Origin of the sequence: Enterococcus sp. DA9 (assembly GCF_008000875.1) — a bacterium.
Lineage (GTDB): Bacteria > Bacillota > Bacilli > Lactobacillales > Enterococcaceae > Enterococcus_B > Enterococcus_B lactis.
Genome location: NZ_CP042839.1, coordinates 1358348 through 1371390, shown reverse-complemented (window position 1 = coordinate 1371390; position 13043 = coordinate 1358348). Strand labels below are relative to the sequence as shown.

General features: G+C 37.5%; 10 protein-coding genes and 1 pseudogene. 1 reads left to right on the top strand and 10 read right to left on the bottom strand.

The genetic code is table 11. From position 1 onward, the window contains the following. Positions 1 to 25 precede the first annotated feature (25 nt). The 4 genes and pseudogenes from FTX43_RS07455 to FTX43_RS07440 form a co-directional block, all read right to left on the bottom strand. Positions 26 to 463, bottom strand: coding sequence for a hypothetical protein (locus tag FTX43_RS07455; RefSeq protein WP_002316481.1), 438 nt, complete (start codon positions 461 to 463; stop codon positions 26 to 28). A 216-nt stretch (positions 464 to 679) separates the two neighbouring features. Beyond that, positions 680 to 1591, bottom strand: coding sequence for a peptidylprolyl isomerase (locus FTX43_RS07450; RefSeq protein WP_002316482.1), 912 nt, complete (start codon positions 1589 to 1591; stop codon positions 680 to 682). 375 nt (positions 1592 to 1966) lie between these two features. Further along, a pseudogene (locus FTX43_RS07445) lies at positions 1967 to 2604 on the bottom strand (ABC transporter ATP-binding protein). A 3-nt stretch (positions 2605 to 2607) separates the two neighbouring features. Continuing rightward, a complete protein-coding gene (locus FTX43_RS07440) occupies positions 2608 to 4590 on the bottom strand; it encodes a DUF1430 domain-containing protein (protein WP_002320142.1) in 1983 nt (660 codons plus the stop codon). A 179-nt stretch (positions 4591 to 4769) separates the two neighbouring features. Here FTX43_RS07440 and FTX43_RS07435 point away from each other — a divergent pair, with 179 nt between their 5' ends. Next, positions 4770 to 5435 carry a helix-turn-helix domain-containing protein gene (locus FTX43_RS07435; RefSeq protein ID WP_002326331.1) on the top strand — a complete coding sequence of 222 codons (666 nt, stop codon included), beginning with the start codon at positions 4770 to 4772 and terminating at the stop codon, positions 5433 to 5435. A gap of 1386 nt (positions 5436 to 6821) precedes the next feature. On the opposite strand, the gene sufB is transcribed toward FTX43_RS07435, so the two are convergent. From sufB to FTX43_RS07400, 6 genes are all read right to left on the bottom strand, one after another. After that, positions 6822 to 8213 carry a Fe-S cluster assembly protein SufB gene (gene sufB / locus FTX43_RS07425; protein ID WP_002287686.1) on the bottom strand — a complete coding sequence of 464 codons (1392 nt, stop codon included), beginning with the start codon at positions 8211 to 8213 and terminating at the stop codon, positions 6822 to 6824. 4 nt (positions 8214 to 8217) lie between these two features. Then, positions 8218 to 8688 (bottom strand): Fe-S cluster assembly sulfur transfer protein SufU, encoded by a 471-nt coding sequence (gene sufU, locus FTX43_RS07420; RefSeq protein WP_104867148.1) that lies wholly within the window; start codon positions 8686 to 8688, stop codon positions 8218 to 8220. Next, positions 8675 to 9910, bottom strand: a complete 1236-nt coding sequence (locus tag FTX43_RS07415) for a cysteine desulfurase (protein WP_104867147.1) — start codon at positions 9908 to 9910, stop codon at positions 8675 to 8677. Before FTX43_RS07415 ends, sufU begins: the two co-directional genes overlap by 14 nt. Beyond that, positions 9907 to 11193, bottom strand: a complete 1287-nt coding sequence (gene sufD, locus FTX43_RS07410; protein ID WP_070770453.1) for a Fe-S cluster assembly protein SufD — start codon at positions 11191 to 11193, stop codon at positions 9907 to 9909. Before sufD ends, FTX43_RS07415 begins: the two co-directional genes overlap by 4 nt. A gap of 12 nt (positions 11194 to 11205) precedes the next feature. Continuing rightward, the gene (gene sufC / locus FTX43_RS07405) at positions 11206 to 11979 is read right to left on the bottom strand and encodes a Fe-S cluster assembly ATPase SufC (protein WP_002287679.1); all 774 of its coding nucleotides are present in this window, start codon (positions 11977 to 11979) and stop codon (positions 11206 to 11208) included. Between the two features lie 196 nt (positions 11980 to 12175). Beyond that, entirely contained in the window at positions 12176 to 13024 is an 849-nt protein-coding gene (locus FTX43_RS07400) for a MetQ/NlpA family ABC transporter substrate-binding protein (RefSeq protein ID WP_104867145.1), read from the bottom strand. Positions 13025 to 13043 lie beyond the last annotated feature (19 nt).

Below are 13043 nucleotides of genomic sequence, written 5' to 3'. Positions count from 1 at the left end.
GAAGTACTGTTCATGAAACATTCATTTATTTTTTGACAAGATAAAACACCCATAATATGAAACTGAGGAAAATTAAAACAATGATATAGGAAATAAAAGAAAATGATAGGCATTGTATACCTAATAAAATAAAAATCTTAGGTGGCAGATAAAAACACAAAAATAGCAAGAGAATGTAATAGCGTTTCTTCCACTTTTTGTTATCAGACCTTATAGCGATCAGAGGAATACCAAATGCATAACTGAAAAACTCTTGATGTACTGTTAATATGTCACGACCTTGAATAATAAATGCGACAATCCCCGCTATAATTAGTGTGCCTAACACCAAAACGGAAAATTGATGAATATATTTTATATACAAATGATCCATTGTACTTCCTGCCTTTTTATTTGTGAGAAAAACAAATCCGTATACGTGAATAACTTCTAGAAATAAAAGAAATTTGCAAAACCACTCCATTTATCTACTTCTACGTGCATTTTTTGATATTGTTTTCTTTATTTAAGATTATACAGAAAAATATCTAGGGTCGCTGGATTCTAAGTAAAAAAAATTTTTAAAATAAAAAGAACTAAATCAAGTAGTAATTAAACTACTGTTGATTTAGTTCTAATAAAAAGATTTAGATGAACAGTTTTATTGATTTAAATAGTTCATATTTTTTATTTATACCGCTTATTTACTACTTGCTGTACTAGAATCTGAAGTGAATGTACTCAAAACATTTTCAAAGTCTTTGTCTTTAATTTTTACATTAGCGTCTTTCAATACTTCGCCAATTACTTTATTCTGGAAGGTACTGTCACTTAATTTTGTGTCTGTTGCAATTTCTTTCAATTCTTTTTTGTATTTATCCATGTCGTTGCCTTTGTTTTGGTTTTTCACCATTTTAACCACATAATATTCCGTATTATAAGTTGAAGCATTGGTAGAAGTGATCACATCAGAAACTTGACCATCTTTCAACTTAAAGGCTGCTTCTTTGACTTCTGCCGGAACCGTTGTAGTAGTGGAATCAAATTTCACTTTTCCGCCATCTTCTTTTGTCGTAGTATCAGTTGACTTGTCTTTGGCTAATTTAGAGAAATCGTCTCCCTTATCAGCAGCTTTCTTCACATCTTTTGCATCATCTTCACTTGCTACTTGGATAATTTGAGCTTCCACTTCTGGATGGAAAGATTCCCAAGCCGTTTTTAAATCTTCATCGGTCAATTTGATATGTTTCTTTAGACCTTCTTGAAAGGCTAGACTTTGTTTGATACTGTCTTTGAATGTTTGTTCTGTGTAACCTGCAGATTTCAATTGTGAATCAAATGAATCACCCAATTGTTTCTTTGTTTGATCATATTGGGAATCGATTTCTTTGGTTGATACGTCATCTCCATATTTATCTTCAAATACTTGATAAACGATCAACTGTTGCACAGCGGAATCTGCTCCTTGCATTTTTTTCAAGCTATCCATTACTTCTTGTTCGCTGATTGTACCGCCTTTATAACTAACGGCTGTTTTTTCACCGGCATTCGTACAGCCTGACAATAAGCCAGTGCCTAGTACGATGGCAAGTGCTAAAAATCTTTTTTTCATTTATCAATTCTCCTACTTTTCGTTTTTTGCGAATTGCTAAAAACAAAGGTGTTCAAGATGAAAATCATCAAGAACACCTTTACTAATCTGCTCGATACGTCCTGAATAGATATAAGGCTACACAATCCAGAAAGTTCGCTCAGCAGAATAAATGTCAAGTAGCACATCACACCTTAATATACTACTTCTTTTGTTACCGTTTTTCAAGTCTATCTTGCGTTCCGTATTTAACGTAACTAATTCTTAGAACAAATGTTATCGATTTTGTTTTTCTTCTTCCGCTGCTGGGATATTCAAATCAGACACTTTTATGTTCGATTTTCCAGACATTTTTTTGTTGTTTTTATTGAAAAAAATTGATTTTTCATTTGTTTTCTAAAGCATGATCTTCTTGTTTCCTATTTGGTCAGATATGGATCATGCATGACCACGATAACTAACGTACCTTGGGAAGCCTGTTGCGATAAGATTTCAACGACTTGCTCCTTATTTCGTTTATCTAATGATCCAGTTGGTTCATCGGCTAAAATGATTTTGCTATTCTTCAATAAGACTCTCGCACAGGCGATTCTTTGCTTCTCACCACCAGATAATGTGTAGATAGGCGTACTTAGTTTCTTGTTTATATTTACTTTTTTCAATGCCTCATACTTTGCTGTTCGCTTATCTGAAACATTTAAATTCGAAAACTTCAATCCAATATCTAAATTAAAATCGATTGTTTCATATTCAATCAACCCAAAATCTTGAAAAAGAAAAGATATGGTATTTCTTTTTATCAAGCGCTTCTCTCTTCCAGTTAATTGTTTCATCTCTTGATCGAACAAATAGAATTGTCCTGAACTGAACTGATCATTCAATCCTAATATATTCAATAACGTACTTTTACCTGCTCCACTTTCTCCAACAACAGTCACAAGATCCCCAGCATCCGCAGTGAAACGATCCAAATGAAGAATCGTTTTGTTTCGAATGATTTTTTTCTCACCTTTTATCACTATCAACGGCTCCAATTGTTAACCTCCATTCATCAGCAATAACTGACTTTTCTTTTCTGTAGACAAAATAAAAACAACTGAAAGAATAAAATCAATGAAGCTAAAGAAAAAAATATTAAAAAGATATTTAGGCTCTCTTTCTATAAGAAAAAGGAAGATTACACTTGTCGTTCCCCATTTGATGAGGTTCATCATGAAGAAATCTTTATACGTTTCAAAGAGCGAATAACCACTTGAACGAAAGATAGCGATTTTCCGACAATTGTAGACAAAATATATGCATAACATGACATAGCTCAACAAGAAGAAAGAAAAGAAAGTGAGTAAAAATATCTGTATCAAGTAATGAAATGATCTGCTTAACACTTTGACAGCTATCTCTTCAGTCTGAGTATACGGAAATGATAACTGCAAGTTATCACGTAACTGACTTTCTTCAATCAGCTCAAATAACCTTTCTTTCGACAAAGAGCCTATCTTGATCTTTAACAGTGGATAGATTTCTCCGCTGAGAATATTTCTTTCCCAATACGTACTGTTTTTCAATGTCAGTATTTCAACAACCGGATAATGTTCGATCCAGGGGATAGAAGGAATAAATGTATAAATGGGTTGATTGTTTTTTATAAATAGAAATTTTGGTTCTTTTTCACTGATTTCTTGATAATATTCTGTTATTTGCGCCAGGTCATTTTTTAAATCTGTATGTCTATATCGTTCAGGGATCAATATAACAGGGTGCGTTTCTTCTTCGGTTATTTGGATCAACCTTCCAGAGACATCAATCAAAGGAAATTTCTTAAGATAATTCAGATTTATTTTTATCCCTCTGCCAAACTGTTCGTTTTCTTCATTCAAGTAATCTGATACATTGACTAATATACTTCCGTTTTTATTCAAAGTTTCATATAATTCCTGATCTGCTGCTGATGCAAAACGATTGGAATAAATAAAATCCACGTGGTTTTTCCCGATGGTTACTGGATAAAATACATGATAGTCCTCACCAGCGATTTCTTTTGGTGGTTCATGGGAAACAGCTAACTGTGAAGAAGAAAAAACGATAGTTGCTAATTCGACATTGGCAACGGTCAAAAGAAGAGAAAATAACAATCCAAATGTAAAAAGAATGTATTGGATATAGTTGAACGCTTCTCTTAACGAAGCGATTTTTTCAACTAATAAAAGAGAAATCAAAGAGATACCATATATTCCGCTGAACAAGAAAACGTACATCTGGAACAAATAAAGAAATTGCTCCTTATAATACATAAAAATAAAACCACCAATGATTCCTGCAATTATGAATGTAATAATGATTTTCTTTTTCCCCAATAAACACCACAATACTTGATGTAATGAAAAGCCATTATTCAACAATAAACTGATTTCTTTATTCATCAATAAGAAAAAGGATGATAACAAAAGGAATAAAAGAATCAATCCAATAGTTAAATACACTCGATAATTATATACGTCTGTACTTGAAATAACCGAATACGAATAGCTATTTTCAAAGTCTTCAAAAATATTAGTGGCATAATCAGTGTGAAATGCTTGATTGTATCGTTCCACAAATAGTAAAATGAACCGTTCATAGGCTTCTTTTTCTCTCGTCATCAAGAAAAATTCACCTTCAAAATCTTTTATTTTGATCGATTCTTCAATGGACGTTACGCGAAAGGAGGTATTAGAATAGGGTACCTTCTCGTGAGAAGATTTGACATCCCCTTGATAATACAATGTCATTTCAAGCTTTGGCTGTATCTTGAAGTTCCAAGATGTATCTACTTCATCGGATTCATTTACTGTTTTTTTCATATAAGAAAGCTCAGTTTCTGATGAGACATTTTCAAATACCATGATTAGCTGCTCATATTCTTCTTGCCCAATAAAATGTTGTGGCAATCGAATCGGAGTATAAGTATCTGTTTGATGGAAAAATTCATTTGTCCGATAGAGTACCTGTTTATTTATACTAACCAAGGCAAAACCACTCATGATACCGGTCACTATGATTGTGAGTAAAACTGTGAACTTTTTTTTGATTATCACCACTCTCCCTTACTTAAATGATTCTTTGATAAAATCATACCGTTTTTCATCAAAAAAACGTATCTATCAAGTGTATAGGTCATGTAGAATAAATCTATATACTGTAGAATCGAAAGGAGAAGAAGATGAACATCGGAGAAAAAATACGAACTTACCGCAGAAATTGTAACCTTACGCAAAAAGAATTAGGCGAAAAAATTGGTGTTTCCGATAAAACGATTTCTAGTTGGGAAAATTCTCGTACAATGCCAGATCTTGAAATGCTGTCACTTTTACATCAGACTTTAGGTCTGCCGATTGATTTTCCTTCTATTGAATCAGCTACCGAATCAATAGAACCAACATTGCCAGACGAACCTCTTGTTAACAAGAAATCTTATTCATCAAAACCACCATTATCACTCAAAAAGGCACTATCTTTCTTTCTTCTCGTCTTTTTTTTGGTCTATCTTTTTCTTATCAATTATCAATACAAAAATGAAACGGTTGATCGATTCAATCCTTTTTTGAAACCACAAATCGGCTATACCACACTCCCTGTAGGATACGTGGAAAATTCCATCGAACATTGGGTATGTAATGATATCTTTGGTCATGGTACATGGCTCTCTTTTCACGCTGGAGAGGTAGAAAAAGGTAAGAATCATGCTGTAATCAAACACAAAGGAAAACACGTCATGAACGTTCGCCTGCTCTCTTGGGAAGCCATTCCCTCAGATTACCAAGAAATCCTCAGCCAAGACTATGACGACGCCTTAAAAAGAAGCCCTCAGGAGCCAGATAGGCATTAAGTAGGAGATGAACGTAGAGATAGAACAATGCACATGATCTTATCAAAAAAAACAGGGGTACAAATTAATTGAAAAAGCTTTGAGATGAAAGTTCCTAAATAAAAAAGTTCAGAATGATAGGTAAAAAAAATGACTAACTATTCTAGTATTAGGCTATTTGTATTATTCTTCTGTTATTTTTCTATCAAAAAATCCAGAAATAACTAAATATAGGTATTTCTGGCTTATAGTATAATATTTACGCCACAGCCTCCCAATGATTCTTTTTGGAATCATAATCAAGGACGAACATACACAAAAATATTTTGCCCATTCGATCCGAATAGATTAACGACTAATCTAGTAAGTAATATAGATTGGTACGTGGTCAAACCAGCAAATGGAAAAGTTATTTAAGCAATTAATTTTTTCTGTTTAAACTATGAAGTTAAGTTCATTGATTAATTTTCTGAAGATATTAGCTTAATAAAAAGTTGTCTATTCTACCCCAAGGGCTTTAAAGACAGCATCTTCCGGCGTTTGATAAAAAATCAAATTAAAGGTACCCATTAATTCTGGGAGTACAGTTCCAAATCCAAATAGTGATACCTGACGCAATGGTGTGAAGAAATAGCAGCAACCAAGGCTAGAAAACTTTGGAAAAATACGGAAAAATTAACCAAAAAATTATAAAGAGGATATGTTGAAAAATTCTTTATCTCCAAATAAGAAGAAAAAAGCCAACTGAAATTGGCTGACAGATAATTTTGAGTTTAGAATTTCCGCAGAGAAAATTCATTTATTACTACTTGTTGATTATCACGATATTGCTATCATTAGTTAGTCCATTAAATTCAAGCTTAATGCAGGATCAGTAAATAATATGTTAAGTGCTAGACTCGCTACCCGCCAAGTCAAAGTGAATCCAATCGTTTATTCTAATCGTGATACTCATTACCGACGGCCCAATTAGTTCGAACAAATGGAAGAAGTGAATTTATCTCGCTCCATTTCTAAAAAGGTTACTCACTAGCAAGCTCAGCCTTCGCAAGTTTGTTTGGCATCATAATCAACGAATAGGATTATATTGAGTGCTCAGTCCTCTCTAATAACGGAAAAGAATGTATTTAGTAAAAAGGGAAGAAAATTATCCCCATTCCCTTTCATACATTTTATTATTGTCGTTCGCACTCAAAGTAGTGACTAAAAAATGTTGCTTGAGCTACTACTAGGATTTGAACAATCTAGTAGTAAACATTCAAGTCTTTAGATTCATCAGACAAATGGATAATATTAGCTGTTCAGTTCATTATTTCTGGACGGTCGTTTGTTTTAAGTTAATATACTGATAAATAAAAAAATGATCGAAACGCTTTAATATAAACGTTTCGATCAATTAATTAGTTGTTATCCAACAGACCCTTCCATCTCATAACTGATCAATCGGTTGAGTTCGACTGCATATTCCATTGGAAGTTCTTTGGTGAATGGTTCAACAAAGCCCATGACGATCATTTCAGTTGCTTCAGATTCGGTCAGGCCTCGGCTCATCAGATAGTAGAGTTGTTCTTCTGAGATTTTTGAGACTTTGGCTTCGTGTTCTAAAGAGACTTGGCTGTTGTGGATCTCATTGAATGGGATCGTATCGGATTTCGACCATTCGTCCATGATGATCGTGTCACATTCGATATGAGAGATCGAACCCGCACTGTTTTTGGCAAAGGTTACTTGTCCTCGATAGTTTACTTCGCCGCCGTCTTTTGAAATTGATTTAGAGACGATAGAACTAGAAGTGTTTGGTGCGTTGTGGATCATTTTTGCACCCGTATCTTGGATTTGGTTTGCTCCTGCAAAGGCGATAGAGAGCATGGTGCCTCGTGCACCTTTTCCATCTAAGTAAACACTTGGGTATTTCATCGTTGTTTTTGCACCTAGGTTTCCGTCGATCCATTCAACGGTTGCGCCTTCGTATGCTTTTGCTCGTTTGGTTACTAAGTTGTACACATTGTCTGACCAGTTTTGGATCGTGGTGTAACGGCAATACGCATCTTTTCTTGTAAAGATTTCTACGATGGCGGCATGCAAACTATTACTTGAATAAGTAGGTGCCGTACAGCCTTCGACATAGTGGATGCTTGCTCCTTCGTCAACGATGATCAGCGTACGTTCGAATTGCCCCGTGTTTTCCGCATTGATCCGGAAGTACGTTTGTAATGGGACATCGACTTTGACGCCTTTTGGCACGTAAATAAAGGTCCCGCCTGACCATACGGCTGAATTCAGCGCCGCTAATTTGTTGTCGGTTGGCGGTACAAGTTTTGAAAAGTACTCTTTGAATAATTCAGGGTATTCTTTCAAAGCAGAGTCAGTGTCAGTAAAGACGATTCCTAATTTTTCGAATTCATCTTTCATATTATGGTACACGACTTCTGATTCATATTGTGCGGAAGCACCGGCTAGATAAGCTCGTTCTGCTTCTGGGATACCGATCTTCTCAAATGTATCTTTGATTTTTTCTGGTACGTCTTCCCAGTCACGAGCGGGTTTGTCACTTGGTTTTTGGTAATATTTGATGGCATCGAAATCGATGTCTGAAAGGTCGGGTCCCCATGTTTGCATTGGCATTTTATTGAATGTTTCTAGAGATTTCAGACGGAATTCAAGCATCCATTCTGGTTCGCCTTTGATTCTTGACATCTCACGGATCACTTCTTCTGTCAAGCCTTCTCCTGTACTGAAAACCGGTTCGACATCATCGTGAAACCCGAATTTATATTCTTCTAATTCTGGTACGCCCATGTTCTCACTCCTCTTTCTTGTGGTAATGATGGAAAGCTGCGGTACCATCGTTTTCCATTGCTTTTCCTAGTGCTTTCCAAGCAAGTGTCGCACATTTGATCCGAGCGGGAAATTTAGCTACACCACCAAGCATAGCAGCATCGCCTAATTGGTCGGGATCTTGGACTTCTTTTCCTTGGACAAGCTGTAGAAAGTCTACAGTTAAATGTTCTGCTTCTTCTATTGATTTTCCAATGACGGCATCTGTCATCATCGAGGCACTTGCCGTACTGATGGAGCAGCCGCTGCCGTCAAAGGCGATATTTTTGATGATTCCGTCTTTTACATCGACTTGCAATTCGATCACATCTCCACATGTGGGGTTGTTCAATTCGATCTTGCTTGTCGAGTCGTTCAAGCTTCCACGATGATGCGGATGGGAAGAATGATCCAAGATCACTTGACGGTATAAATTGTCTAATTTAGATAGTCCCATGTTGGAAAAACTCCTTTGTTGCCATGATTGCTTCAACTAAACGGTCGGCATCGTGCGTCGTGTTGTAGAAATAAAAGCTGGCGCGAGCAGTCGCTGATACTTCAAGGTACTTCAATAGCGGTTGCGCACAATGATGACCTGCTCTAACGGCTACCCCTTCCATGTCTAAAGCTGTCGCGACATCATGTGGATGTAACCCATCCAAATTGAACGCAACGACTCCTGTCCGAAAATTCGGGTCTTGCGGACCATAAACAGTCAATCCATCGATTGCTTGTAATTTTGGCAACGCATAAGCGGCTAGTTCTTCTTCATATCGATGGATATTGTCCATGCCGAGTTCTTGCAAATAATCGATTGCATGGCCGAATGCGATAGCGCCAGCGATATTTGGTGTCCCTGCTTCGAATTTCCAAGGTAGTTCTTTCCATGTACTGTCGTATAATTCGACAAAATCGATCATTTCGCCACCAAATTCAACAGGTTCCATTTCTTCTAACCATTTTCGTTTACCATATAAAACACCGATACCTGTTGGTCCGCACATTTTGTGTCCGCTGAAAGCAAAGAAATCACAGTCTAGTGCTTGAACATCAATGGTCATGTGCGGGGCAGACTGTGCACCATCTACTACGATGACCCCGCCGTTTTCATGGACAAGTTCAGCTAATTCTTGAACAGGATTGATGACACCTAAGACATTGGATACATGAGCAATGGAGACGATTTTGGTTTTGTTCGTGATCTTTTTTGCTGCATCCTCCATATCCAGGAAGCCTTCTTCTGTTAGATCGATATATTTCAGGACGGCACCTGTTCGTTTTGCCAACTGCTGCCATGGGATAATATTAGAATGATGTTCCATGTAAGAGATCACTATCTCGTCTCCTGCTTTGATATAGCGGTCGCCGAAGCTTCTGGCTACCCAATTCAAGCTTGTCGTCGTACCACGAGTAAATAGAACTTCTGCTGTTTCTTCTGCATGGATGAACGCTCGTACTTTTTCTCTTGCTTGTTCATACTCATGGGTCGCGCGTTCTGCTAACGTATGGACACCGCGATGAACATTGGCGTTATCGTGTTCGTAATAGTGCGCTAATGACTGGAGCACTTGTTTTGGCTTTTGGGTCGTCGCTGCATTATCCAGATAAACGAAAGGTTCATCATTGACGTCTTGAAATAAAATAGGAAAATCATTGCGTAGCTTTTTAGCATCGATCATCCATTCAACTTCCCTTCGATTACTTCGACTAATTCTTTCCGAACTTGTTCTACAGGGATTGCTGTTAAGACAGAACCGAGGAATCCTCGAATCACTAAGCGCTCTGCTTCTTCTTTATGCAATCCTCGACTCATCAGATAGTACATTTCTTCTGGATCAACTCGTCCTACACTGGCAGCATGCCCAGCAGTTACTTCGTTTTCATCGATCAAAAGAATAGGATTCGCGTCACCGCGTGCTTTGTCAGAAAGCATCAAGACACGGCTTTCTTGTTGGGCATCTGCACCTTTTGCCCCTTTCAGGATGTGGCCGATACCGTTAAAGGTCAATGTTCCTTTTTCTCGGATCACTCCGTGTTGCAAAATATGCCCGATCGTATGAGGGGCTTTATTGGTTACTCGTGTATCGATTCCTTGGATTTGTCTGCCCGAGCTGATTGCCACGATTTTGACTTCTGCGTGTGCACCTTCTCCTGCTAAATCTGAATCAAAGTCAGCGATCACATGACCGTCATTCATGACACCAATTGCCCAGTCGACAGAAGCATCTCGTAAAATGTGCCCACGGCGATTCATATAAGAAGTAATATTCTCTCCTAATTGATCTACAGCTGAATATTTGATTTTTGAACCAGCTTTAGCGATGACTTCCACGATGATATTACCTGATGATTTTGCTATTTGTTCTTTGGTTGTCTGGAAACGTTCCAGATAAGAAAATTCACTATGTTCATCTGCCACGATCAACACATGCTTGAAGAAGTGCTCATCAGATGCGCCATCTTGAATGAATAAGGACTCTAGTGGTTCATCGATCACGACATTTTTAGGCACATACAGGAAAATACCGCTGTTCATAAAAGCTGCATGGAGTGCAGTCAATTGGTCTTCGTCCATGTTTACTGCTTTTTTCATATAATATTCTTGGACTAGTTCTGGGTATTCGATCATTGCAGTGAACAAATCGGTAAAAATGACTCCCTTTTCTGCTAATTCCACAGGCAGTTGTTCAAAAATCGTCCATGAACCTTGTTGGACAAGTACAGGATTATCTTTCATTGCATCAAATGCCGGAATCGTGCCTGTTTCACTGATAGTTTGTGTTTCTTTCACATCGAATAACGACCAGCGATGGAATTTCACCCGATCGATATGCGGCAATGGCAGTTCATCTGCTTTCGCTAGTGCGTCTTGACGGAAGGTTCTCATCCAATCAGGTTCGCCTTTACTTAAAGAAAAATCATTTACCGCGTTAAGATAATCGAGCCAGTTTTTTTCTTTCATTCTTGCTCCCCCTTACGCTTCTTCTTCTTTATAGTCGATTCCTAATTCTTTACTGATTCCAGCGTAGCCTTCTGCTTCCAGGCGTTTAGCTAAGTCAGCATTTCCTGTCATGACTACTCGACCTTCCATCATGATGTGGACGACGTCAGGCGTGATATAGTTCAATAATCGTTGATAGTGGGTGATGATCAATGCACCGAAATTGTCTCCGCGCATTTCATTTACTCCTTTAGCAACGACTTTCAAAGCATCGATATCCAGACCCGAGTCGATTTCGTCTAAAATCGCAAATGTTGGTTCTAACATCAACAATTGTAGGATCTCATTCCGTTTCTTTTCCCCGCCAGAAAAACCTTCGTTCAGATAACGTTCAGCCATTTCTTCTGGCATATTCAATAAAGCCATTTTTTCATCTAACTTTTTCAAAAATGCCATAACAGAGATCTTGTCGTTTTCATCACGTTTCGCATTGATTGCTGCACGCATGAATTCCGCATTCGTGATACCTGGTATCTCACTTGGATATTGCATAGCTAAAAACAAGCCAAGTCGTGCACGTTCATCTACTTCCAAGTCTAAAACATTTTTTCCGTCAAACAAGATTTCGCCTTCTGTTACTTCATAGTTTGGATTGCCCATGATAGCGGCAGATAAGGTTGATTTTCCTGTGCCGTTAGGTCCCATGATGGCGTGAATTTCTCCGGTTTTCATTGTTAGGTTTACGCCTTTAAGGATTTCTTTTTCCTCGATCGACACATGTAGATTTTTTATTTCTAAGACAGACATGCATTATACCCCCAAATTCTCTTTCGTTCTCACTCATTTTAGACTAATTGAGAATGAAGCGCAATGATCTTCCTTACTAAAATCAAATATCTTTTATTGATTATTAAACAATTTTGATTTCTAAATTAGAATAGGTATAAAAAAGATGAGGAATAAGCCGTTACAGACTTATTTCTCATCTTTTTTGTTTCATTCCTTATTTTGCATCAGCCTTTACTGGTTTAACAGAGCCGCCCCATTTGTCTGTGATCCATTCTTGGACTTCTTTACGGTGAAGCACTTCAATCAGTTTTTTGATTTTGTCACTGTCTTCATCACCTTTGCGAGTCGCAATGATATTCACGTAAGGAGAGTTGTCTTTTTCAAGTAATACGGCATCTTCTAATGGATTCAATCCTGCGCCATAAGCGAAGTTTGCATTGATTGCGACTAGGTCACCTTCATCATTTTGGTACGTAGAAGCTAAAAGTGATGGGTCGATCGTATGGTTGAACTTCAAGTTCTTAGGGTTTTCTGCAATATCATCGAATGTTGCTGTTTCCAGATCTACTCCATCTTTGACTTTGACTAGCCCAGCATCTTGTAAAATCGTGATGATGCGTCCCCAGTCTGATTCAGAATTCGAAGTGATGATCGTTGCACCATCTTTTAGTTCAGAAACATCTTTGACTTTTTTAGAGTACAAGCCCATTGGTTCGATGTGGACAGCACCGGCATTGACAAAGTCATACCCTTTTTCTTTGATTTCTTTGTTCAAATAAGGAATATGCTGGAAGTAATTGGCATCGATGTCGCCTTCTTCCAAAGATTGGTTCGGTAAAACGTAGTCATCGAATTTGACGATTTCAAGATCGATTCCTTCATCTTTCAATAATGGTTTCACATGTTCCAAAATCTCTGCGTGCGGTGTCGGTGAAGCGCCGACTTTCAATGTCGTGTCGTCTGCTTTATTTGCTGAATCTTTGCTGTCTCTGTTGTTACCGCATGCTGCTAATCCTACAGTCAGCAAAAGCGCTGCTGCAAATCCCAAAATCTTCTTTTTCATATCCTATATCCCCCTATGT

Bases quoted from the DNA above. Each gene is read 5' to 3' on its own strand.
- sufU (WP_104867148.1), bottom strand. From the start codon at position 8,688: ATGGGACTATCTAAATTAGACAATTTATACCGTCAAGTGATCTTGGAT.
- sufD (WP_070770453.1), bottom strand. From the start codon at position 11,193: ATGAAAGAAAAAAACTGGCTCGATTATCTTAACGCGGTAAATGATTTT.
- FTX43_RS07400 (WP_104867145.1), bottom strand. From the start codon at position 13,024: ATGAAAAAGAAGATTTTGGGATTTGCAGCAGCGCTTTTGCTGACTGTA.
- FTX43_RS07455 (WP_002316481.1), bottom strand. From the start codon at position 463: ATGGAGTGGTTTTGCAAATTTCTTTTATTTCTAGAAGTTATTCACGTA.
- FTX43_RS07435 (WP_002326331.1), top strand. From the start codon at position 4,770: ATGAACATCGGAGAAAAAATACGAACTTACCGCAGAAATTGTAACCTT.
- FTX43_RS07440 (WP_002320142.1), bottom strand. From the start codon at position 4,590: ATGAGTGGTTTTGCCTTGGTTAGTATAAATAAACAGGTACTCTATCGG.
- FTX43_RS07415 (WP_104867147.1), bottom strand. From the start codon at position 9,910: ATGATCGATGCTAAAAAGCTACGCAATGATTTTCCTATTTTATTTCAA.
- sufC (WP_002287679.1), bottom strand. From the start codon at position 11,979: ATGTCTGTCTTAGAAATAAAAAATCTACATGTGTCGATCGAGGAAAAA.
- FTX43_RS07450 (WP_002316482.1), bottom strand. From the start codon at position 1,591: ATGAAAAAAAGATTTTTAGCACTTGCCATCGTACTAGGCACTGGCTTA.
- sufB (WP_002287686.1), bottom strand. From the start codon at position 8,213: ATGGGCGTACCAGAATTAGAAGAATATAAATTCGGGTTTCACGATGAT.